The following is a 22,293-nucleotide window of genomic DNA, read 5'->3' as shown; positions in this document are numbered from 1 at the left end:
ATCAAAATTTCTATTTTGCAGGACTTTTTTAAAACTTTTAAGTGAAAGTCTGTATAGCTGAAAAACCAAGTGTTGCTCGTGAGATTGCTTCTGTTTTAGGGGCGAACACCAAACGTGATGGCTATTTTGAAGGTAATGGCTATGCGGTAACCTATACCTTTGGGCATTTATGCACCTTAAAAGAACCCAACGATTACAAACCTTATTGGAAAAGTTGGGATTTGAACAATCTCCCCATGTTACCTGAAAAGTTTGAAACTAAAGTGGTGCAGAATTCGGGTATTCAAAAACAGTTCAAAATTGTAAAAAGCTTGTTTGAAAAAGCCGAAGTGGTTATAAATTGTGGTGATGCCGGTCAAGAAGGAGAGCTCATTCAACGTTGGGTGATGAACGAAGCCAAGTACAAAGGTGAGGTTAAGCGGTTATGGATTTCATCATTGACTACTGAGGCGATAAAAGAAGGTTTTGAAAACCTAAAACCTGCCACTAATTACGACAATTTATATTACGCTGGATTTTCGAGGGCCATCGGCGACTGGTTATTGGGTATGAACGCCACCAGACTATATACCTTAAAACATGGCGGTTACAAACAGGTTTTGTCTATTGGAAGGGTTCAAACGCCCACTTTGGCCATGGTGGTCAATCGGTTTAAGGAAATTGAAAATTTTAAACCACAGCCCTATTGGGAACTGCAGACCACCTATCGCGATACCCTTTTTAGTTATGAGGAGGGGCGTTTTTTAAAGAAGGAAGAAGGTGAAGCTTTAGCCGAAAAAGTAAAGGAAAGCGATTTTGAAATTGAGTCTATCACCAAAAAAGAAGGAACGGAATATGCGCCCAAGTTATTCGATTTAACAGGCTTGCAGGTGTATTGTAACACCAAATTTGGGTTTTCGGCAGAAGAAACCTTGAAAATTGTTCAGACGCTTTATGAGCGAAAAGTAGTAACCTATCCAAGAGTTGATACCACATTTTTACCTAGCGATATTTACCCTAAAGTTTTTGGAATTCTTCAAAAATTAACTAATTATGCAACACTAACCCAGCCACTTCTTGGAAAGATAATAAAGAAATCGTCAAGGGTCTTTAATGATAAAAAGGTAACCGATCACCACGCCATTATTCCAACGGGTATGCAAACTCAATTGAATCTGGCGCAGCAACAGGTATATGATATTATTGTAAAACATTTTATTGCGGTTTTTTTTGACAATTGTACGGTTTCAAATACCACCGTTTTAGGGCATGCTGCTAAAGTGCCTTTTAAAACCAATGGGAAAGAAATTTTGAAAAGAGGCTGGCGCATAGTTTTTGAAGAGCCTAATACCAAAGAAAAAGAATCGGATATTTTGCCAACCTTTGAAAAGGGAGAAAAAGGACCACACGAACCTTCGTTTTTAGAAAAGGAAACCAAACCACCAAATCAATTTACCGAAGCCTCTTTGTTGCGTGCCATGGAAACTGCAGGAAAGCAGGTGGACGATGAAGAATTGCGTGATTTAATGAAAGAAAATGGTATTGGGCGACCGTCAACCCGGGCCAATATTATTGAAACACTTTTTAAACGCAAATACATAAAACGTAATAAAAAACAGGTTTTGCCGACCGTTACGGGGATTCAGCTTATTGATACCATCCAAAATGAATTATTGAAATCGGCACAACTAACAGGCTCTTGGGAAAAGCAACTCAAAGACATTGAAAAAGGCGAATTTAGTGCAGCAGCTTTTATAAAAAACATGAAGCACATGGTAGATGCCTTGGTTTACGAAGTGCGAAGCGAAGCAACGCGCGCCAACATATCGCAAGCCAATGTGATTAAGCATAGAGAGGCCAAAGCTAAAGCCAAAGAAAAGGCGGGCATAAGTGCCGAAAAGTGCCCAAAATGTCGGCAAGGGCATATTTTAAAAGGAAAAGCGGCTTATGGTTGCAGTACGTTTAAATCAGGTTGCGATTTTGTAATGCCTTTTAATTTTAGTGGGAAAAGAATATCGGAAAAACAGTTTATACGCTTGCTTAAAAAAGGAAGTACGGTAAACTTAAAAGGTTTTAAAATTGAAAGCGAGATCGTTGAAGGGTTTGTCCGTTTTGATGATGATTTTAAACTAAAATTAGAGCCTAAGAAGTCGTCGAAAAAAGTTTTACCGGACGAACCAAAGTGCCCAAAATGTAACAAAGGAACCATTTTGAAGGGTAAAACGGCTTATGGCTGTAGCGAATACAAATCGGGTTGTGATTTTAAAATGACTTTCGAGGTTGTAAAAGCCAAAATCAATGGTCAAAAACCAACAAAGGAACTTGTATATCAAATTTTGAATGGACGTGTTTAAAGAAAATCACAGGCATTTTTTAATCTACAAACCCTACGGCTATCTAAGTCAGTTTTATAGCAACTCTAAACAACAAAAGAACAAAAGGTTTTTAGGCGAACTGCATGATTTCCCAGAAGGTATTATGCCCGTTGGCAGGTTGGATGAAAAATCAGAAGGTTTGTTATTGCTCACAACAAACGGTAAAACAAGCAACCTTATAAATAGCCAAAAAGTTAAAAAGGAATATTATGCCCAAGTTGATGGCGATATCACAGATGAAGCCATAAACAGCTTGAAAACTGGTGTTGAAATTGGTTTTGCAGGTCGAAAATACATGACTAAGCCATGCGCCGTTTTTAAGCTTGGATATATTCCTGATTTACCCAATGCAACACAAAAAATACGTGACGATAGGCACGGGCCAACAAGTTGGGTATCGATAACGTTAACCGAAGGCAAGTTTAGGCAAGTTAGAAAAATGACCTCGGCAGTTGGGTTTTCAACCTTACGCTTGGTACGTGTTAGAATTGGCTCTTACAAAATAGAATATATGTTGGCAGGTGATGTTATTGAGTTGGCTGATTTGCGCGTTAGGGATTGAAGTGGTTAGCTTTTGGCGAGGTTTGCATCGAGCCAAAAATATAAACGTAAAGCCCGACCGCTTGCCCTGAGCGGAGTCGAAGGGTGCGGTAACGCAAAAAAAGGTATTAATTATTGAAACCTAATGGCTTTAACAGGCGATATTTTGGTGATGATGTAAGAGGGGATTAAAAGCATGAGCAGGCATAAAACGAGTGTGCCAATATTTAGGGCTAAAACATAGCCTAAATTGATGTAAACTGGGGCTTCGGTAACATAATAAACACTGGGGTCGAGCGGGAAAAGTTTAAAATATTTTTGTGCAAACAGAAGACCTAGGCCTATTAAATTTCCCCAAAACAAACCGAGTAAAATAAGGTAGGACGCATTGTAAAGAAAGAGTTTTCGGATACTCCAGTTACTGCTGCCCATGGCTTTTAAAATACCAATCATTTGGGTGCGCTCCAGTATTAAAACCAAGAGTGCTGTAATCATGTTGATGCCAGCCACCAATATCATGATACCAATAATGCCAAAAATATTTTTATCGAAAATTTTTATCCATTCAAAAATGGAATAGTATTTATCGGTTACGGTTTGTGTGTTGAATGTTGATGGGGTGTTTTGGTAAATTTCGCGTCCTTTTTGTTCCAGTTCGCTGTAGTCATTTATAAACACCTCAAAATTTCCTATTTGGTCGTTTTCCCATCGGTTTATGCGTTGCAAATGTCTAATATCACCAATGATATATTGGGCATCCAAATCTTGAAAGCCAGAACTGTAAATGCCCACTACGTTGTAGGTTATAATATTGGGGAGTTTTTCGGGGTCGTCTTTTGCAAATACCATTTGAAAGCTATCGCCCACCTTAAACTTTAACCTGTTGGCCAGATATTCTGAAATAAGCACATCTTCGTTTCTTTTTCCAGTGAAATCTGGGAGTCTTCCATCAATTAAAAATTCCTTAAAATACTTCCAATTATAATCTGACCCAACACCTTTTAAATACACGCCTTCAAAATCGGTTTTGGTGCGTATTACGCCAAATTTTGATATCACTCCTTGAATATGGTCAATACCCACAACCGATTTAAATTCGGGGAAAAACTCTTGGTTTTTGGAAATGGGCACAAGACTTTCCTGCGAGTTGTTGCTATCGTAATTTGAAATGGTAATATGTCCGTTGAAAGCCACCACCTTATCACGAATTTTTTGTTGCAGACCAATGCCCGTTGCTATGGCTATCATCATCACCACAATGCCTATTGCAATAGCAACAATACCAATTTTTATTATTGGTGCCGATATGCTACTTTTATACGCTTTACTGCCAATAATGCGTTTGGCTATAAAAAACTCGTAATTCAATCTTTAAATGAAGTTTATTGTGTTCAAAAATACAGTTTTATTATTTGTTTTGATAATGATTTCTTGCGGAAACGTGAGGAGGACGGAAGGACTGGCTTCAAAAGAAAATTCAAACCATCTTGATGAGACCCTGAAACAAGTTCAGGGTGACACAAACATTGTTGTGGGTGCCAATCAAATTGAAAAGTATTTGCCAATTTTGAAAGGAAAACGAGTTGGGGTGGTGGCGAATCAAACTTCGGTGATTTTTAATGATGGAACTTGTACGCATTTGGTAGATTCGTTGCTGTCATTGAAAGTGAATATGGTTAGGGTATTTGCTCCAGAACACGGTTTTAGAGGAACGGCAGATGCGGGGGAAAAGGTAAAAGACGGTATAGACACCAAAACTCAATTACCTATCATTTCGCTTTACGGAAACAACAAAAAACCTTCAAATGGGCAATTGCAGGATTTGGATATTATAGTTTTTGATATCCAAGATGTGGGGGCTCGTTTTTATACCTATATTTCTACGCTCCACTATGTTATGGAAGCCTGTGCCGAAAACAACATTCCGCTTTTGGTTTTGGATAGGCCAAATCCTAATGGACATTACGTTGATGGCTCTGTTTTGGAATTGGAACACAAAAGCTTTGTTGGCATGCATCCTGTTCCAGTAGTGCATGGCATGACCATTGGTGAATATGCCCAAATGTTAAATGGGGAAAAATGGCTGGCCAATGGAGTGCAGTGCAATCTTACTGTTATTCCTGTTGAAAATTACAGTCATAATTCAAGTTATAGCTTGCCTATTAAGCCAAGCCCCAATTTGCCAAATGATAAAGCCATTAATCTTTATCCTAGTTTGTGTTTTTTTGAGGGGACTAATGTTAGTGCTGGACGTGGCACAAATAAGCAGTTTCAAATTTTTGGAAGTCCCTTTTTAAATCCTGACCAATTTAATTCTGAGTTTACACCAAAACCCAATGAAGGAGCCAAATACCCCAAGCATGAAGGTAAAGTATGTTATGGAAAGGATTTAACCCAATCCAAAAATTTAAGTGCATTGAACTTGGAGTGGTTAATTGAAGCTTACAATAATACCGATAAGAAATCTGAATTTTTCAATAACTTCTTCGTGAAATTGGCTGGCACAGAAAAACTGCAACAACAAATTGAGCAAGGTTTAACTGAAGAACGAATTAAAGCCACTTGGACAGAGGGTTTAAGTCAATTTAAAAAAACACGCCAAAAGTACCTACTTTACCCTTAAAACATTATTCACGGGTAGATGGATAAATGCCAACTTTCAAATTATTGCTTAAGTAAAGGGTTTTGATAACAAAATTTGCATGTTAAATGCTTAAAACATTAAATTTACCCCTCAATAAATCAGCAAATAAACCATGAACCCATCTTCGGCAGGTTGGATAAAAAAACTGGTAAAGGAGGTTGAAAAAAACAACCGCTTTTTAAAGTATGGAGAAGAAGAGTTTTATGATTCCTTAAGGTCTTGCGGATTTATTTATGGCAGTAATTTGGACGTGGTTGCCCAGGTGTTTCCAAAAAAAGACCTCACTGAAGAGGAACTCTGTAAAACAAATTTGTGCCTTTCATTTCTCTACGCTCATTCCCATTCTAATTGTGAAACACCATTTGTAGCCAGTATTATAAACTTCTACACGGCCATTAATGAAATTAAAACCTCTTTTTTTGATGGGCTTTTGGGAGGAAAGAAATCTAACGAGCAGTTAGAGAAGATTATTCACAAGCGTGTTCAAATAGATGCTAATGTACTGACCAAAAACTTCAACTATTTTATCATCAATGCCCTTTTGTATATTGATGTTTTGGCCTACATGGAGTACTTGAAGAAAGAAAGCATAGATGTTAAATATATCAAGAATCTTGAGGCGTCTATAGTGGCAATTTCTTTGGATGTGCTCAATTCAAAAGCCGAGAAAAATCAATATGACTACAGTTTAATCAGATTGTTTGAGTCTTCGCTCCGTTATCAAGACAACGCGCAACTTTCTTATAACAAGGCATTAAAACATATAAAAGCGCCACAAGAAAAATACTATGTTTTAGACATATCCTGCATGGCTACTTGGAGCGATCAAATGATTGATGTTAAAGAAGAACAGTTCTTGGAAAAATTGGGTAGGGATTTAAAACTTGATATTTCTAGAGTTCTTCAATCCATTAAAACGGTCAACCATTTTTATACCACGCATAAAAACAATATTGCGCTTTTAAGCTCTAAAAACGTGGTGCAGAGTTTTTATAATAACTCCAGCAAAATGGTGCATAAATTGATTACAAGAAATAGCAAACGTTTGTATCAAGAGTTAAAGGACAGTAAAGAACTCATGGTTTTGTTGACCCAATCTACAGTTCGGGATTTAACTTCCGAGGAGCAAAAAAAGGTGCAAGAACAGCTATTGGATATTTTTAAATCCATACCGAGTTTGGCCATTTTTTTGTTGCCTGGTGGTGCAATATTGTTGCCTTTGGTGATTAAATTTATTCCCAAATTGTTGCCTTCTGCTTTTGATGAAAACAGAATTGAGGATTAAAAACCTGTTTTTCTATTTTTTTCCAGTAGTTTTACAAACACTTCTAACTTAAATAAACTACATGGCATCCTACTCCATTCAAGAAATTAATGATCTTTTAAAAGGTGAATTAGTTGGCAACACCACACAACAAATTGAAGGTCCTGAACAATTACAAAATGCCAAAAACAACCATATAACCTTTATAGGCAGTACAAAATACATTAAATATTGGGAAACTTCTCAAGCATGTGCTGCTTTGGTAAATGATACCTTGTCGGTAGAGCCTGGTGAGAATAGAGCTATTATTAAATTAAAAAATGCCGACTTGGCCATGGCTAAAATCTTGGAACTGTTTAATCCTCCAGCTCCTGAATTTGAAACTGAAATCCACGCCACGGCGGTGATTCACGAAACTGCCAAAATGGGAGATGGCTGTAAAATTGGAGCAAATTGTTACGTGGGAAAAAATGTTGTTTTGGGTAATGGCGTTGTTCTATACCCTAATGTCAGCATTTTTGATCACACTACAATTGGTGATAATACGGTTGTATGGTCTGGAACTGTTATTCGCGAACGTAGTGATATTGGCAGTCATTGTATTTTTCATACCAATGTGAGTATTGGTGCAGATGGTTTTGGATATCGCCCCAGTGATGATGGAAGGGGCATGGTTAAAATTCCACAAATAGGAAACGTTGTTATTGGGCATTATGTTGAAATAGGAGCCAATTCTTGCGTTGATAGGGCAAAGTTTAGTTCGACGATTATTGGCGATGGCTGTAAAATAGATAATCTGGTGCAAATAGCACATAACTGTATATTAGGACGTTCTTGCATAATGGCAGGGCAAAGTGGGCTTGCTGGCTCTGTTACCTTAGGAGACGGAGTAATTGTTGGAGGAGGGGCAGTTATAAAAGATCACACGACCATTGGTTCAGGTGCTACAATAGGTGGTGGTTCAGGTGTTATCAATGATGTTGGCCCAGGTCAAACCGTTTTGGGGTACCCCGCGCAAGATTCACGGGATATGCTCAAACAATGGGTGGCCATGCGCAAATTGGTGAAAAAATAGTCAAATTACCACTACTAGCATTAGATTAAAAACCAACATGATACCTATTTAACTCGGTCTAAACTTAAAGTAAATAGGAACAGCATAAGATACTTTTACAGGTCTACCTCTTTGCATTCCCGGTTTCATTTGGGGCAGTAAGTTAATAATGCGTTCGGCCTCTTCCTCCAAAAGTCTATCAGGACCTCGGGAGCGCACATTGATGGTGTGCCCTTTGGTGTCAATTACAAAAACAACAGATACCCTGCCTTGAATACCCATCTCTAAAGCTGTTTTCGGATATTCGAAATTATCCATAACATGCTTTTGAATTTTGTTTTGGAAACATTCCTTGGTTTCTGCTCTCGATTTTCCCTCACAACCAGGGAAAACAGGTACACTTTCAATAACCGCAAAGGCTACTTCAACGTCCTCTTCATAATCTTCGACGTAAACATCACTTACGCTTACAACGCGTTCTTCAATGGCATCATCTTGGTTTGTTTCGGTACTTTCAATTACAGTTTCTTCAATGTCAACAACATCTTCAACAATTTGTATATTTTGTTGGATTACTGCTGGCGGTGGTGGTGGTGGCGGGGGCATATTAATGTTTAATATAGGAATTTCCTCTTCCTCTTCCTCAGCTTCAACGTTTAAAATATCAATTTCTACATCGCTCTCTTCGTAGGTTCTATACTCTAAAGCTTGCCATGAAAGGAATAACATGATGTTTAGCCCAATAGCAAAATAGATGCTGCTATTTCTACCTATTTCAGTTTGTGGGTTCTTTTTAGCTTCCATGATACTAGATTTAATAGTTATCTAATTGTATTTTTAGATATATTAAAGTTATTATTTACCTAACGGAATAACTATGATATTTGTCATGTTGAGTGCGGCTAAATAATAGGTTAAAATATTGTCAATAAAGGTTTTATGGAATAAAAGGTAATAAAAAAAACCTGCTTATTAAGCAGGTTATTAAAAGCATTAAAAATTTTCTTTGGCTTAAGAAATTTTAATATTTCTTGGAGGTTTTTGTTTGGCCTCTTCTTTTTTAGGAAGATGAATGCTTAAAATACCTTCATTGTAGGTAGCATTTATCTTGTTGTCCTCAACTGTTTCGGGTAAAGTGAAAAGTCTTTTGAATGAAGAGTATCCAAACTCTTTTCGGGTATAGCCTTCCTCTTTATGTTCATTATTTTCGTTAAGTTCAGCAGAAATGGACAACGTATTGTTTTCTAAGTTTATGTTGAAATCGGATTTTTTCAATCCTGGTACTGCCATTTCTACAACAAAGGCATCGGCCTCTTCTTTAATATTTACTTTTGGAACGGTCATTCCTGTATTGAAATTTGACGAAAATAATGATGGAAATTCGCCTATTGAAAAATCATCAAACCAGTTTGATAGTGATGGGAAGTTTGACAATGTTTTTTTATGTGCTAAACCTCCATTTTTCGGTAATGTTGCTAAATTGCTCATAATTAAAAAATTTAAGTTAAACATTTATTTTTCATTCTACTAGAGGCAAATAAAATGCCAGAACATAAAATGGGATAGTTTGGCATTTTTAACTGCTTTTTTTGACCTGATTCTGACAAATTTTCATTTTTTTGCGTTTTGATAATGCCAAAATTTCGGGATTCTTGAAATCCGATAGTCAAGATTTAATTATCCTTTTTACGAGCATCAACTAACCGTAAAAACAAAAGGGCTCGAATTCAACAATTCAACCCCTTTTAGCTAGGTATAAAGTAGGCTAAATATTAAAACTTAATGTCAATGTGATGTTAGAGTTTGTTCTGTTTACCCTTGCCGTATCAATTAAACCAACATTGTAAAGAGGTGTTTCGTCAGTACGTTCAGATTTATCATAAGTAACATCCAATTTGGTATTTCCAAAGTTATAGCCTAGACCCAAGGAATATCCATTTAAATCACCAACGGTTACTCCATTTTTATATGGACTTTCTTCAAAGCGATAGCCACCTCTAAAACTAAATTGTTCATGTTTGTACTCTGCGCCCAGTCTATAAGTCGCGGCACTTGTTAGAACGTTGGAAATACCGTTATTCAAATCCATATAATCATTTTCGGGTGTGAATTTGGTTTTGCTATAATCCTTTTTGGAATAATCAAAACTTATTAACCCTTGATTACTGAATACATAGGCTAAACTTCCCATTATTTTTGAAGGAGTTTGTAGTTTATAGCGAGGATATATGTTTATAATGTCCTCAATGTAAACTATATCAGAACTGGCCAAGTTGGAATTTATGTACTGCGTAGTTTCCTCTTCTATGGTGTACCAAGTGGGGGAGTCGTAAGTTACTCCCAATCTAAATTCTTGGCTAAGCTTCATAATGCCTCCAAGTTGAAATGAAAATCCGTTACCAGTTGTTGATAAAGTATTGTCAAAGTCAATGGCTGTAATCAATCCGCCATTAGAATTGTCTTCCAATAAAGAAGTTGTGCGTTGGTAATCTATAAAATGTGAATTTAAGTTTAAGCCCAAATATAAGTTGTCATCATATTGTGCTGCTACATTAAATGATACTTTTCCATTATATCCTGTTGCAGTGTAAAAATAATCGTGGAAGAAGTTTCCTCCGTGTACCGTATTGGTGGCATTGTACATCATGTTATTGTCATCATCTACATCAGGATCAAGAATGTAGGATTGAAAGCCCAAAAAGGCTTGTTGGTGGGCAAAGCCAAAAACATCGCCAATGTCTTGATAAGCTTCTTCTATAAATTCATCGCCTATAAGCGAAATGTCACCCAATCGAACACCGGTTGCATACTGATAAAAATAATTAGCTATTGAATTAACGGGGACAATTTCAATATTTTCATCATTGGGGTCTACAACAACAAAATTATTGGTGTTTAGGCCTACTGCATTCCAACTATTGTCATAATTATTGGTTCTGTCGTAAGCAACAGCCAGTGTAAATTTTCGCCAAGGAGAATCAGTATTTCGGTTGGCAAATACAAAAGCAGCCCCGGCCTGATTAATGTCGAAATTGGAAACATTGTTATTGGTATAATCTCCAAAGTAACCAGTACTGTTCTCGACATCTACATTTGAACCTGAAATGGACGCGTGACTTTTGCTAAATACTGCAGAACCCGCAGGGTTTAAACTTACGGCACTCATGTCTCCGCCAAGTGCACCAAAGGCTCCACTAAGTGCCCTAAAACGTGCGGTTCCTTGAATATTATCTTGTGAATATCTTATAGCATCACTTATGTCCTGAGCATAAACTGTAGACATAGAAAGCATACTTATGAATAGTAACTGTAACTTTTTCATTTGTTTATTTCTTTAAAATATAGGATTAACGTCTTCTTCCACCACCACTTGATGAACTTGAACTTCCGCCACTACTGCCTCGGCTACTGCTACCAGAAGACCTAGATACTGATCCGCTAGATCCTGAACTTGAACTTCTACTTGGTGTGTAGGTGGAGCCTCTTGAGGATGAAGAAGATGACCTTCTGTTATATGTATTTCCAGAACTAGAACTGCTTCTTGATGGCTGTCTATAAACTGAACTTGAACTTCTTCTTGATGTTGAAGATGACGCTCTTTGGGTTGAGTTTGTTGAAGGCGTTCTAACAGTAGTACTCCTTCTAACTGTATTCGATTGAACACGGGTTCCGTTAGGGTTATAGCTTCTATTGTTTGTTGCAACCGAAGAATTTCTGTTTACGCTACTTCTTCTGGCTGTTGTATTATATTTTGAACTTGTTCTACTTTGGGTGCTTACTGAGCTACGTCTGCTGATAGAGTTGTCTCTTAAATAATTGTTAGCATAGCTGCCTCTTCTGGTAGCGCTATAAGATAGGCCTCGACGGTTGTAATATCTATTTCCATAGTAATTGTTGTAGCCGTAATATCTGCCATATCTATATGGGTATCCGTAAAAGCCACCATACCAAGGATTGTAGGCCCAGCCCCCATAGAAGCCTCCATAGTACGGACTCCAAAACGGATCATAAAAGCCCCAATTATTCCAACCCCAGTTATTCCAGCCCCAATAGCCGCCCCATCTATTGTACCTCCAACTATTCCAGCCCCAACCGAAACCAGCATTCCAACCCCAGTTGTTCCAGCCATTATCAATATAGTTAATAGTTACGCTATTGCTGTTTTGACCCCAGCCGGCATAGCCTTGGTAGTCATTATCAATAATAGTATCGTTCTCCACATAGGCATTACTTTCATATTCATCTATATCGGTAAAAATAGCGTCTTCAGCATTATAACTTTCTGCTTCAATAGACTTGGTCTTGAAGTAGTTTTTATAGTAACTGCTGTTAGATTCGTTTGGCACTTCAACAACTGCCTTTTCATATACTGCATGTCTCTCGGGTTCACCATAAATACCATCATCATCTACGCCAACATATTGGTATGAACCACAAGACGCTAAACCAATAAAGAGACCCAATAGGGCTACCATTGGCGCTTTTCTTTTTATGTAGTTGTTAAATTGCATATCTTTTTAATTTTATTGTTGAACATCACAAAAATAGTTAGTTTTGCCAAACTATTTTTTTATTTAATAAGTCACAATATTTGTGCCAAACATTAATATGAGTAAAAAACTTACTAGTAGGGCAGAGGATTATTCCAAGTGGTATAACGAATTGGTTGTAAAGGCAGACTTGGCGGAGAACTCGGCGGTTCGGGGCTGTATGGTAATCAAACCTTACGGTTATGCAATTTGGGAAAAAATGCAGGTTGAATTAGATAGGATGTTTAAGGAAACGGGTCATCAAAACGCTTATTTTCCATTGTTTGTTCCAAAAAGTCTTTTTGAGGCTGAGGAAAAAAATGCCGAAGGTTTTGCCAAGGAATGTGCTGTAGTAACCCATTACAGATTGCAAAACGATCCCGATAAACCAGGAAAGTTACGTGTAGATCCTGAAGCTAGGCTAGAAGAGGAGTTGGTTGTACGGCCAACCAGTGAAGCCATTATTTGGAGTACCTATAGAAATTGGATTCAATCGTACAGGGATTTACCCTTATTGATAAACCAATGGGCCAATGTGGTGCGTTGGGAAATGCGGACTCGATTATTTTTGCGTACGGCTGAATTTTTGTGGCAAGAAGGTCACACAGCCCACGCAACCAAAGAAGAAGCCATGGCCGAAGCAGAACTCATGAATAATGTCTATGCCACTTTTGTGGAAAAATTCATGGCTATTCCTGTTATTCAAGGTTTGAAAACAGAAAGTGAACGTTTTGCTGGAGCCGATGAAACTTTTTGTATTGAAGCTTTGATGCAGGATGGAAAAGCTTTGCAGGCTGGAACTTCTCATTTCTTAGGGCAAAATTTTGCCAAAGCTTTTGACGTGAAGTTTGCCAACAAAGATGGTAAACAAGATTACGTTTGGGCAACCTCTTGGGGCGTGTCAACGCGTTTGATGGGGGCATTAATTATGACGCATAGCGACGATAATGGTTTGGTTTTACCACCAAGTTTGGCGCCAAATCAAGTGGTGGTTGTGCCGATTTATAAAAGTGAAGAAGATTTAAAAGCCATAACCGAATTAGTCAATTCCATTCTGAGCGATTTAAGTGCTAAAAACATCACGGTTAAGTATGATGATAGAACAACTCACAGGCCAGGGGCGAAATTTGCACAACATGAATTGCAAGGTGTGCCGTTGCGGATTGCCATCGGGCCAAGAGATCTGGAAAATGGTACGGTTGAGATTGCAAGAAGAGATACATTGACCAAAGAGGTCGTTGCTCTTGATAATTTGAAGGATAAGGTGGAAGGCTTGTTAGATGAAATTCAAACAGCGCTATTTACAAATGCTTTGAATTTTAGAAACGAGCATATCACTGAAGTTGATGCTTTTGAGGAATTCAAAAACGTTTTAGAAACTAAAACAGGGTTTATTTCTGCCCATTGGGACGGTACTGCCGAAACCGAGGATAAAATTAAGGAGCTCACAAAAGCAACAATTAGGTGTATCCCACTTGAAGGAAAGGAAGAAGAAGGAACATGTGTGTATTCCGGAAAGCCCTCAAAACGCAGGGTATTGTTCGCAAAGGCGTACTGATTTTTGAATAAAAAGATTGCAAAATAAAAATTTTTAAAAAAAGATTATTCAGGTCTTGCAACATTTAAAAATAGTTGTATTTTTGCATCCGCAATGGAAACATTGTAAGTTATTTGAAAAGTGTCGTAGGTTTTAATTTATATTTGCGCACTCTAATCAAATGGCCCGTTCGTCTATCGGCTAGGACGCCAGGTTTTCATCCTGGTAAGAGGGGTTCGATTCCCCTACGGGCTACAATTATTTTACAAATAAAAAAGCATTATGGCAAATCATAAGTCAGCATTAAAAAGAATTAGAAGAAACGAATCAAGACGTGTGGTAAATAAGTACCAACACAAAACGACTCGTAATGCTATTAAAAAATTACGTGAGTTAACTGATAAGAAAGAAGCAGAAGAATTATTCCCTGCTGTAGTTTCTATGTTAGATAAATTAGCTAAGAAAAACATCATTCACGCTAACAAAGCTTCTAACTTAAAATCTGGTTTGGCAAAACACGTTGCTGCGCTTTAATTAAGATTAAAGTTTAAAATATATAAAGGCTTCTCAGTAATGGGGAGTTTTTTTTATGTCAAAATTAACCATGCTGTTGTTGAATGAAGAGCATACAAAAAGCCTCAACAATATTGTTGAGGCTTTTTAAGTCTATATTAATTACTTTTTTTATCCATTCATGGATATTAAAAACTCCTCATTATTTCTGGTTTGTTTGAATCGGTCATTAATGAATTCCATAGCTTCAACAGGGTTCATGTCGGCAAGATATTTGCGCATCACCCACATACGTTGAATGGTATTGTCGTCTAACAATAGGTCATCACGACGCGTACTTGAAGATGTAAGATCGATAGCAGGGAAAATTCTACGGTTGGAAATTTTTCTATCCAATTGAAGTTCCATATTACCGGTTCCTTTAAATTCCTCAAAAATCACTTCATCCATTTTTGAGCCTGTTTCGGTAAGAGCCGTAGCAATGATGGTTAAAGAACCACCGTTTTCTATATTTCTTGCAGCACCAAAGAAACGTTTCGGCTTGTGCAATGCATTGGCATCAACACCACCACTCAATATTTTACCCGATGCAGGCTGAACCGTGTTGTAGGCCCTTGCCAAACGTGTAATGGAATCTAGAAGAATAACAACATCATGGCCACATTCTACCAAACGTTTTGCCTTCTCAAGAACGATATCTGCGATTTTTACATGTTCGTGCGCTTCTTTATCAAAAGTTGAGGCGATTACTTCGCCACGAACATTACGCTGCATATCGGTTACCTCTTCTGGACGCTCATCAATCAATAAAATCATTTGATAAACTTCAGGGTGGTTTGCTGCAATGGCATTCGCCACATCCTTAAGTAACATGGTTTTGCCCGTTTTAGGTTGAGATACAATCATACCACGTTGCCCTTTTCCAATAGGAGAAAACAAATCCATAATTCGGGTTGAAATGGTACTTTGCTTTTCTGCGATATTGAATTTTTCCTGTGGGAACAAAGGTGTTAAATGCTCAAAAGCCACACGGTCTCTAACCACATTAGGCAATTGACCATTAATTTTACTCACCTTAATTAAAGGGAAATATTTTTCTCCCTCTTTAGGCGGTCTTACATGCCCAAGCACGGTATCGCCTTTTTTTAGTCCAAACAGTCTAATCTGGGATTGCGACACATAAATATCGTCTGGGGATGACAAATAGTTGTAATCCGATGAACGTAAAAAACCATAACCATCCTGCATAATGTCCAAAACGCCTTCACTCTGTATGATGGCATCAAATTCATAATCGGGCTCACGGTACCGGTTTCTATTGTCTTTATTCCCTTTGTCTATATTGTTTTTTGGGTTTTTGTTTTGGCTTTTATGTTGGTTTTTGTTGCCTTGGTTAGATTTTTGCTGATTGTCATTCTGGTTTTTATGGCCAGAACTATTATCGCCTTTTGATTGTTGTTGCGGGGCTTCTGTTTTTTGCGAAGCCTCTTGTTTGTTTTCAGAAGAGGAATTGTTATCACTTTTCTGAGGTTGGTTTCTTTGTACACGCTGTCTTGGTTGTCTGGCTGGCTTATTGTCTGTTGTTTCCGAAGATTCATCGGGTGCTACGACAGCCTTTACTGCTTTTGGGTCTGCAGCTTGTTGATCTAGGATTTGATAAACCAGATCTAATTTTTTAAGAGAACGATACTTTGGAACGTTCAATTTTTTTGCAATCTCTTGTAAATCAGAGAGTTTCTTTTCTTTTAACTGTGAAATTTCAAACATTGATGTTTAATTGGATATTTTGTTTTGATATACCCTTGGGTATTTCTGAAAAAAATTGATTTTTTATTCTGAAGAAATAACCGCCTGTCTCTGCGGTTGTTGAGAATTATTACTGCAATAATACAACTTTATTTTATTTTTTAGCGTTAATTCTATTATTTTTGCGGTCTAGTTTTTGAAAAAAGCATGATACAGCGCATTCAAACCATCTATCTTTTATTGGCCACAGGGGTTTCTGGGGGTTTGATTTTTGTGTTTGAATTATGGAAAACAGAAGCGGGTGTTACAGTGTTTGCAAATGACACTAATTATGTGTTTGCAGCCTTTTTAGCCTCGGCATTTTTTTCATTAGTAGCAATATTTAGATATAAAAATAGGAAGTCCCAGTTTGTTTTGGGTCGACTTAACATCATATTAAACTTTTTTTTACTAGGATTTTTCGTGTATCAATCGCTAACTATATCTGGAGAAACGGCGGTTTCTGAGAAAGGTATTGGGATGCTTCTCCCTATTGTTTCTATCGTGTTATTGGCTTTGGCCAATAAAGCCATCAAGAAGGATGAAGATCTTGTAAAATCTGTTGATCGATTGCGATAAACCTAACATCTTAGTAGTATTAGTGCGAAAAAACCCAAAGTGAAAGCTTTGGGTTTTTTATTTATTATGCCAGAACATGCCAGAACTAAAAGTTATATTTCTTAATATCTTTTATCAAACTCAATGACTTCCAAATTATCTATTTTTTGCCCATCAATAGTGAATCTAAGCATGGTACGTACTTTATGAAACCCATGTTTGCCAACAGCTCCAGGATTCATATGGATAAGGTTTAGATTTTTATCGGGCATGACCTTTAAAATGTGCGAATGACCGCAGATAAACAATCGCGGCGGATTTTCTTTAATGGCTTTAAAAACTCGACCATTGTATTTTGGTGGGTAACCACCAATATGTGTTATCCAAACGTCAACATCTTCACAAAAAAAACGGTTGTTTTCAGGGAATTCAACTCTAATTTTAGCATTGTCAATATTGCCATAAACAGCTCTTAATGGTTTTAGTTTTTTAATGGCATCAGTTACTTGCAAATCACCAATATCGCCTGCATGCCAAACTTCATCAGCTTGCTTTACGTACTTTAAAATGTCGGTGTCAATATATCCGTGGGTATCAGAAAGTAACAGGATTTTTTTCATTATAATTAAACTATTCTTAAAACTTTTAACTTCGGTCTTTCAGCTTCGGTCAATATATTATCTTTGTGTCTTTGCAAAAGTATTAAAACACCTTGAGGTATTTTTTAGAACTTTCATACAATGGTAAAGCATACCATGGCTGGCAAAACCAGCCCAATGCCATTTCGCTGCAAGAGGTTATTGAAAAGAGTTTATCAACTTTATTGGGTGAACACATAGACATTGTAGGAGCAGGACGTACCGATGCCGGGGTGCATGCCAAACAAATGTTTGCTCATTTTGATACCGAAGTAGATTTTGATGCTGATAATTTAGCGTATAAACTGAATTCGTTTTTACCAATAGATTTGGCTATCCATTCTGTTTTTAAGGTAAAACATGATGCCCATGCCCGTTTTGATGCCTTAAGCAGAACATATTTGTATCGCATAACACTGCAAAAGAATGTATTTGAATTTGACAATATCTATTACGTAAAACAGCCTTTGGATGTTGAAAAAATGAATGCTGCTGCAAAAATTTTATTTGGGTATAACGATTTTCAATGCTTTTCTAAAAGTAACACCGATGTAAAAACTTATTATTGTGATATTATGAAAGCCGAATGGTTTTTTCAGGATGATGAGCTTCATTTTGTTATTAAAGCCAACCGATTCTTAAGGAATATGGTACGCGCCATTGTTGGCACTATGGTTGAAATTGGTTTGGGTAAGCTAAGAGTGGATGATTTGCATACTATAATTCAATCTAAAAAAAGAAGCGAGGCAGGGTTTTCTGTGCCTGCGCATGGGTTGTATTTAACCGGAATTGAATATCCAGAACATATTAAATTATAAATGAGTAAACCAAAAGAAAATATTTTCGACTTTAAGCTTTTTAAAAGGCTTTTTCAATATATAAAACCATACAAAGGTATTTTTATTGGGCTTGTGATTTTGGTTATTTTGCTTGCTATTTTTAGTACGGCAACGCCTTACATCACTAAAGATGCCATAGACGACAGCATTACTAATAAAGCTGAAAAGCACTTTTTGTTTTATGTTGTTTTAATGTTGGTGGTTTTGGTTTTGCAAACGGTTTTTCAGTTGTTGTTCATTTACTATGCGGCTTGGTTGGGGCAGAATTTGGTCATGGATGTGCGCGTAAAACTATTCGATCATTTACTGAAATTCAAAATGAAATATTACGATAATTCTTCCGTTGGGGTGCTCATAACCCGTTCAGTAACCGATATGGAACGTATTGCCGATATTTTTGGTGAAGGTTTGTTTATGATTGTGCGCGATTTGCTTACTATGGCCGTTGTTTTCGGCGTAATGGTTTACATAAATGTAAAACTTTCGCTTATCGTTTTTGCCATGCTTCCCATTTTGCTTTACGCCACACGATTATTTCAAAAGTACATGAAAAAGGCTTTTGAGGAAGTGAGAAACGAGGTGTCGAATTTGAATTCCTTCGTGCAAGAACGTCTAACGGGTATGAAAATTTTGCAGTTGTTTACACGCGAAGATGTGGAATATGAAAAGTTTAAGGCAATTAACGAACGCCATAAAAAAGCTTGGTTAAAAACCGTTTGGTATAACTCCATTTTTTTTCCAATAGCAGATTTGGCATCGTCTGTTACAGTTGGTTTAGTGGCTTGGTACGGTGGGTTAAATGTCGTTTTTGAAGGCGCCGAGGTTACTCAAGGTGATTTAGTGGCGTTCATAATGTTTATTCCGATGTTGTTCAGACCTTTACGCCAAATTGCAGATAAATTCAATACGTTACAAATGGGGATGGTTGCTGCAACCAGGGTTTTTAAAATATTGGATACCACCTCACAAATTGATGATAACGGTACACATGTGGCCGAATCTTTTAAAGGACAAATTAAATTTGATAAAGTCTTTTTTAATTATGTGGAAGATGAACCTGTTTTAAAAGGCATTTCTTTTGATGTCGATGTGGGCGATACTGTGGCTATTGTTGGTGCTACAGGTGCAGGAAAATCGACCATTATTAATTTGCTGAATCGGTTTTATGAAATTAAAGATGGTGCTATTTCCATTGATGGGATTGATATTAGGGATGTGACCTTATCTTCATTAAGAACACAAATTGCCGTGGTGCTTCAAGATGTGTTTTTATTTGCTGATACCATAATGAATAACATTACGTTAGATAACCCTGAAATTACAGAAGAACAGGTTTGCCAAGCTGCCAAGGATATTGGTATACATGAATTTATCATGTCGTTGCCAAATGGCTACCAGTATAATGTAAAAGAACGTGGTGCCATGTTGTCTTCGGGTCAGCGCCAACTTATTTCATTCTTAAGAGCATATGTGACCAATCCGAGTATCCTGGTTTTGGACGAAGCAACCTCTTCTGTTGATTCGTATTCCGAACAACTTATTCAAAATGCTACCGATAAGATTACCAAAGGAAGAACTTCAATCGTCATTGCTCACCGATTGGCTACTGTAAAAAAAGCCGATAATATTATCGTAATGGATGCCGGTAAAATTGTAGAGCAGGGCACACATACCCAACTTCTTAAAAATGAAAATGGGTATTACAAAAATCTGTATGAGGTGCAGTTTTTAAAGGAACAAGAAGTTTAGTATATCACTTTCCCGTTGCTGCTTTTTTGGCTTCAATTGCTGTTTGTAGATCGCCGTTTAAAAACATAAAGATTGCCAAGAAAATTGAATAAATCATCAATGCAATTAATAGTATCACAAAAAACAAAATAGTTCTTAAAACAATATTTGTAAAGTTGAGGTTGTATAAGCGCTTTAGGGAATAAGCTGAATATAAAATCATTACAGGAATGGCGCACAAACCAAAAATCCCTTGATTAATTCGTATGGCCGCGGCTAGAATACCCAAAATACCAGATACAATGGACATTTGCCCTTGTATATATAAAAAAACAACCACCAATTCGGTATAGTTAAATTTATTATAGCCTATAAAAGAAATCCTGGCCATAATGGCATAAATTGGTACATAGAGCATCATAAAAAGGGACTGATACTCTTGTACGAAGCTAACATTTCTCCTTTGAAATTCTTCTTGCCCAGGTGATGTAAATATTGTGTAATCCATAACTTCCGGAAAGAACTTATTGGCGATTAAAAGATATAGCCCCGAGACTGTGATGGCTATGCCAAAATAACTAATGGGGTTGGCGTATTTTTTTCTAACACCTTCAATATAACTTCCAATAACGTCTTCAGGCTTTTTGAATAGGTTTATAAACGTTTGAAGAAGCTTATTATCATAATTAAAAAAGGTTTCGGTAAAATGTTGAAACAGATTTTTAAGCGTCAATCGGTTCCTGATGACTTTTGCACCGCACTCCGGACAGTAATTTTGTTCGACTAAAATTGGCGTATTGCAATTTTTACAAGTCATCAGGTTAAATCAGTTTTTATTAATGAGCTGAGTTCAGACGTATCCTCAAACATAACAAATTCACCATCCTTAAAATAGGAAATATGGCCTGTTTCTTCACTTACCACTAATGCCAGTGCATCTGTTTTTTCGGTTACCCCGATGGCGGCCCTATGCCTTAAACCAAAACGTTGCGGAATGGTTTTTTCATTATTAACAGGAAGGATTACGCGAGTGGCCTTTACAATATTGTTGCTTATTATTATTGCGCCATCATGAAGTGGACTATTTTTAAAAAAGATGCTTTCAATAATGGGTTGAGTGACTTTAATATTCATTTCATCACCCGATTCTGAAAGGAAATCTAAATTATTATTCCGTTCAAAAACAATCAGCGCACCAGTTTTAGACATGGCCATTTTATTGCATGCCGAAATAATGGCATCAACATCGGTTTCGTTGGCGCCTTCAGTTTTTAAAAACTTAAATTGTTTTAGGAATTTGCGTCGTCTATTAAAATTTGTGGAGCCCACCATGAGTAAAAACTTCCTGATTTCGGGCTGAAAAACCACAATCAGCGCAATAATACCAACCTTCATAAAACCTCCAAAAATGCCCGTGAGCAGCTCCATATTTAAAAACTCAGTAAGCTTCCAAACCAAGTAAATAATGATGATGCCAATAAAAATATTAATGGCTACGGTACCTTTTACAAGTTTGTAAATGTAATAGAGAAGGAGTGCTACAAGAATGACATCGATGATATCAACTACGGAAAGATCAAGAATGTCTTTAAAGATTTCCAAGGGCAATGGGTTTTGGTAAATTTAGTAAAAATGGGTTAATAAATGAATTCGGTTTTTGATATGGTTATATTTTCTGAATTTAATTCTTTGAGTCTAGATTTTATAGTGATGTAATCTTGAAAATAAATATTCTTATCAAATACTAGAACTATAATTCTATTATCAAATCTGTTAACCAGATACTTTTTAAAAGAATTATCCAATTTATTGGAATTTGTTAAAATATCCTCCATATCACTACTTTGAATTTTGATAGTTTTTAAATTTTCAACTCTTATAAAAGTTGTCAATTTTTCAATATCAATTGAATAATTTGTCATTTCGTTTTCATAAACTACATCCGTAAACTCAATAAATCCTAAATTATTCCTGCTTAAATCATGGCAGGTAAAATAGTTTTTGGCGTTTTCGTTTTTGTGGCTTGAGTTTGCTTTTTTTTCCTGTAAAAACTTAATGTGTGGAATAACCTGTTTTAGCGTTAAGCGTTTATCAACATTCACCAACCAATTAGTGGTGCTGATTAGGTTTTTTTGGTTTAGCTCCATACTGTCTTTTTGGGTTTTATCATAAAACAAATAGGCTGCAGAAACGTCGTGAATTTCAATGATTTCAGAATGGTCTATTTCCGGTAATTGAATGGATTTTTCCTTGCCACAGGATAAGGCTAAACAAAGGATTATTAATAAAATAGTACGCTTCATAGGCTTA

Annotated in this window: 20 protein-coding genes and 1 tRNA gene; 11 read left to right on the top strand and 10 right to left on the bottom strand. The window is 36.8% G+C overall.

The features are described 5' to 3' along the window. Positions 1 to 41: 41 nt before the first annotated feature. Positions 42 to 2,333, top strand: a complete 2,292-nt coding sequence (locus ACB104_RS10305) for a type IA DNA topoisomerase (RefSeq protein WP_370478469.1) — start codon at positions 42 to 44, stop codon at positions 2,331 to 2,333. After that, entirely contained in the window at positions 2,320 to 2,916 is a 597-nt protein-coding gene (locus ACB104_RS10300; RefSeq protein ID WP_370478467.1) for a pseudouridine synthase, read from the top strand. The genes ACB104_RS10305 and ACB104_RS10300 overlap by 14 nt, the downstream gene beginning before the upstream one ends. Before the next feature lie 110 nt (positions 2,917 to 3,026). Here ACB104_RS10300 and ACB104_RS10295 read toward each other — a convergent pair whose 3' ends face one another. Continuing rightward, positions 3,027 to 4,262, bottom strand: coding sequence for an ABC transporter permease (locus ACB104_RS10295; protein ID WP_370478465.1), 1,236 nt, complete (start codon positions 4,260 to 4,262; stop codon positions 3,027 to 3,029). Positions 4,263 to 4,269: 7 nt separating this feature from the next. Here ACB104_RS10295 and ACB104_RS10290 point away from each other — a divergent pair, with 7 nt between their 5' ends. From ACB104_RS10290 to lpxD, 3 genes are all read left to right on the top strand, one after another. Next, positions 4,270 to 5,517 carry an exo-beta-N-acetylmuramidase NamZ family protein gene (locus tag ACB104_RS10290; protein WP_370478464.1) on the top strand — a complete coding sequence of 416 codons (1,248 nt, stop codon included), beginning with the start codon at positions 4,270 to 4,272 and terminating at the stop codon, positions 5,515 to 5,517. A 133-nt stretch (positions 5,518 to 5,650) separates the two neighbouring features. Then, on the top strand, positions 5,651 to 6,823 hold the full coding sequence (locus ACB104_RS10285) for an LETM1-related biofilm-associated protein (protein WP_370478462.1): 1,173 nt from the start codon (positions 5,651 to 5,653) through the stop codon (positions 6,821 to 6,823). 61 nt (positions 6,824 to 6,884) lie between these two features. Then, entirely contained in the window at positions 6,885 to 7,877 is a 993-nt protein-coding gene (lpxD, locus tag ACB104_RS10280) for a UDP-3-O-(3-hydroxymyristoyl)glucosamine N-acyltransferase (RefSeq protein WP_370478460.1), read from the top strand. A gap of 48 nt (positions 7,878 to 7,925) precedes the next feature. Here the strand turns inward: lpxD and ACB104_RS10275 are convergent, their stop codons facing one another. The 4 genes from ACB104_RS10275 to ACB104_RS10260 all read right to left on the bottom strand — a co-directional run bounded on the left by ACB104_RS10275 (position 7,926) and on the right by ACB104_RS10260 (position 12,367). Further along, positions 7,926 to 8,660 carry an energy transducer TonB gene (locus ACB104_RS10275; protein WP_370478458.1) on the bottom strand — a complete coding sequence of 245 codons (735 nt, stop codon included), beginning with the start codon at positions 8,658 to 8,660 and terminating at the stop codon, positions 7,926 to 7,928. 207 nt (positions 8,661 to 8,867) lie between these two features. Continuing rightward, on the bottom strand, positions 8,868 to 9,344 hold the full coding sequence (locus ACB104_RS10270) for an Hsp20/alpha crystallin family protein (protein WP_370478457.1): 477 nt from the start codon (positions 9,342 to 9,344) through the stop codon (positions 8,868 to 8,870). 277 nt (positions 9,345 to 9,621) lie between these two features. Further along, a complete protein-coding gene (locus tag ACB104_RS10265; RefSeq protein ID WP_370478455.1) occupies positions 9,622 to 11,178 on the bottom strand; it encodes an OmpP1/FadL family transporter in 1,557 nt (518 codons plus the stop codon). Between the two features lie 25 nt (positions 11,179 to 11,203). Further along, on the bottom strand, positions 11,204 to 12,367 hold the full coding sequence (locus ACB104_RS10260) for a hypothetical protein (RefSeq protein ID WP_370478453.1): 1,164 nt from the start codon (positions 12,365 to 12,367) through the stop codon (positions 11,204 to 11,206). A gap of 97 nt (positions 12,368 to 12,464) precedes the next feature. Between ACB104_RS10260 and proS the strand changes: the two genes are divergently transcribed. The 3 genes from proS (at position 12,465) to rpsT (ending at position 14,456) form a co-directional block, all read left to right on the top strand. After that, positions 12,465 to 13,943 carry a proline--tRNA ligase gene (proS, locus tag ACB104_RS10255; RefSeq protein ID WP_370478452.1) on the top strand — a complete coding sequence of 493 codons (1,479 nt, stop codon included), beginning with the start codon at positions 12,465 to 12,467 and terminating at the stop codon, positions 13,941 to 13,943. Between the two features lie 162 nt (positions 13,944 to 14,105). Then, positions 14,106 to 14,177, top strand: a tRNA-Glu gene (locus tag ACB104_RS10250). A 27-nt stretch (positions 14,178 to 14,204) separates the two neighbouring features. Beyond that, positions 14,205 to 14,456, top strand: coding sequence for a 30S ribosomal protein S20 (gene rpsT, locus ACB104_RS10245; RefSeq protein WP_370478450.1), 252 nt, complete (start codon positions 14,205 to 14,207; stop codon positions 14,454 to 14,456). 150 nt (positions 14,457 to 14,606) lie between these two features. Here rpsT and rho read toward each other — a convergent pair whose 3' ends face one another. Then, entirely contained in the window at positions 14,607 to 16,202 is a 1,596-nt protein-coding gene (gene rho / locus ACB104_RS10240; protein WP_370478448.1) for a transcription termination factor Rho, read from the bottom strand. 186 nt (positions 16,203 to 16,388) lie between these two features. Between rho and ACB104_RS10235 the strand changes: the two genes are divergently transcribed. Next, the gene (locus ACB104_RS10235) at positions 16,389 to 16,799 is read left to right on the top strand and encodes a DUF4293 domain-containing protein (protein WP_370478447.1); all 411 of its coding nucleotides are present in this window, start codon (positions 16,389 to 16,391) and stop codon (positions 16,797 to 16,799) included. Between the two features lie 101 nt (positions 16,800 to 16,900). On the opposite strand, the gene ACB104_RS10230 is transcribed toward ACB104_RS10235, so the two are convergent. Then, positions 16,901 to 17,398: a metallophosphoesterase family protein gene (locus tag ACB104_RS10230; protein ID WP_370478445.1), complete on the bottom strand. Its 498-nt coding sequence runs from the start codon at positions 17,396 to 17,398 to the stop codon at positions 16,901 to 16,903. A gap of 92 nt (positions 17,399 to 17,490) precedes the next feature. On the opposite strand from ACB104_RS10230, the gene truA reads away from it, so the two are divergent. After that, positions 17,491 to 18,234: a tRNA pseudouridine(38-40) synthase TruA gene (truA, locus tag ACB104_RS10225; protein WP_370478443.1), complete on the top strand. Its 744-nt coding sequence runs from the start codon at positions 17,491 to 17,493 to the stop codon at positions 18,232 to 18,234. After that, positions 18,235 to 20,004 (top strand): ABC transporter ATP-binding protein, encoded by a 1,770-nt coding sequence (locus ACB104_RS10220; protein WP_370478442.1) that lies wholly within the window; start codon positions 18,235 to 18,237, stop codon positions 20,002 to 20,004. 4 nt (positions 20,005 to 20,008) lie between these two features. On the opposite strand, the gene ACB104_RS10215 is transcribed toward ACB104_RS10220, so the two are convergent. Genes ACB104_RS10215 through ACB104_RS10205 form a run of 3 tightly spaced genes read right to left on the bottom strand, consistent with a single transcriptional unit; the run spans position 20,009 to position 22,286 of the window. After that, entirely contained in the window at positions 20,009 to 20,800 is a 792-nt protein-coding gene (locus ACB104_RS10215) for a DUF3667 domain-containing protein (protein WP_370478440.1), read from the bottom strand. Further along, the gene (locus ACB104_RS10210; RefSeq protein ID WP_370478439.1) at positions 20,800 to 21,585 is read right to left on the bottom strand and encodes a diadenylate cyclase; all 786 of its coding nucleotides are present in this window, start codon (positions 21,583 to 21,585) and stop codon (positions 20,800 to 20,802) included. The genes ACB104_RS10215 and ACB104_RS10210 overlap by 1 nt, the downstream gene beginning before the upstream one ends. Before the next feature lie 35 nt (positions 21,586 to 21,620). Next, complete coding sequence (locus ACB104_RS10205) at positions 21,621 to 22,286, bottom strand: hypothetical protein (protein WP_370478437.1); 666 nt, start codon at positions 22,284 to 22,286, stop codon at positions 21,621 to 21,623. Between the last annotated feature and the right edge of the window lie 7 nt (positions 22,287 to 22,293).

It is taken from the genome of Tamlana flava (genome assembly GCF_041287255.1).
In the GTDB taxonomy this organism is placed as follows: domain Bacteria; phylum Bacteroidota; class Bacteroidia; order Flavobacteriales; family Flavobacteriaceae; genus Tamlana; species Tamlana flava.
Note: the sequence above shows the minus strand (reverse complement) of the source record. Positions and strands in the feature narration are given on the sequence as shown.

Bases quoted from the DNA above. Each gene is read 5' to 3' on its own strand.
- rho (WP_370478448.1), bottom strand. From the start codon at position 16,202: ATGTTTGAAATTTCACAGTTAAAAGAAAAGAAACTCTCTGATTTACAA.
- proS (WP_370478452.1), top strand. From the start codon at position 12,465: ATGAGTAAAAAACTTACTAGTAGGGCAGAGGATTATTCCAAGTGGTAT.
- ACB104_RS10205 (WP_370478437.1), bottom strand. From the start codon at position 22,286: ATGAAGCGTACTATTTTATTAATAATCCTTTGTTTAGCCTTATCCTGT.
- ACB104_RS10300 (WP_370478467.1), top strand. From the start codon at position 2,320: ATGGACGTGTTTAAAGAAAATCACAGGCATTTTTTAATCTACAAACCC.
- ACB104_RS10230 (WP_370478445.1), bottom strand. From the start codon at position 17,398: ATGAAAAAAATCCTGTTACTTTCTGATACCCACGGATATATTGACACC.
- lpxD (WP_370478460.1), top strand. From the start codon at position 6,885: ATGGCATCCTACTCCATTCAAGAAATTAATGATCTTTTAAAAGGTGAA.
- ACB104_RS10260 (WP_370478453.1), bottom strand. From the start codon at position 12,367: ATGCAATTTAACAACTACATAAAAAGAAAAGCGCCAATGGTAGCCCTA.
- ACB104_RS10270 (WP_370478457.1), bottom strand. From the start codon at position 9,344: ATGAGCAATTTAGCAACATTACCGAAAAATGGAGGTTTAGCACATAAA.
- ACB104_RS10220 (WP_370478442.1), top strand. From the start codon at position 18,235: ATGAGTAAACCAAAAGAAAATATTTTCGACTTTAAGCTTTTTAAAAGG.
- rpsT (WP_370478450.1), top strand. From the start codon at position 14,205: ATGGCAAATCATAAGTCAGCATTAAAAAGAATTAGAAGAAACGAATCA.
- ACB104_RS10235 (WP_370478447.1), top strand. From the start codon at position 16,389: ATGATACAGCGCATTCAAACCATCTATCTTTTATTGGCCACAGGGGTT.
- ACB104_RS10265 (WP_370478455.1), bottom strand. From the start codon at position 11,178: ATGAAAAAGTTACAGTTACTATTCATAAGTATGCTTTCTATGTCTACA.
- ACB104_RS10215 (WP_370478440.1), bottom strand. From the start codon at position 20,800: ATGACTTGTAAAAATTGCAATACGCCAATTTTAGTCGAACAAAATTAC.
- ACB104_RS10285 (WP_370478462.1), top strand. From the start codon at position 5,651: ATGAACCCATCTTCGGCAGGTTGGATAAAAAAACTGGTAAAGGAGGTT.
- ACB104_RS10275 (WP_370478458.1), bottom strand. From the start codon at position 8,660: ATGGAAGCTAAAAAGAACCCACAAACTGAAATAGGTAGAAATAGCAGC.
- ACB104_RS10290 (WP_370478464.1), top strand. From the start codon at position 4,270: ATGAAGTTTATTGTGTTCAAAAATACAGTTTTATTATTTGTTTTGATA.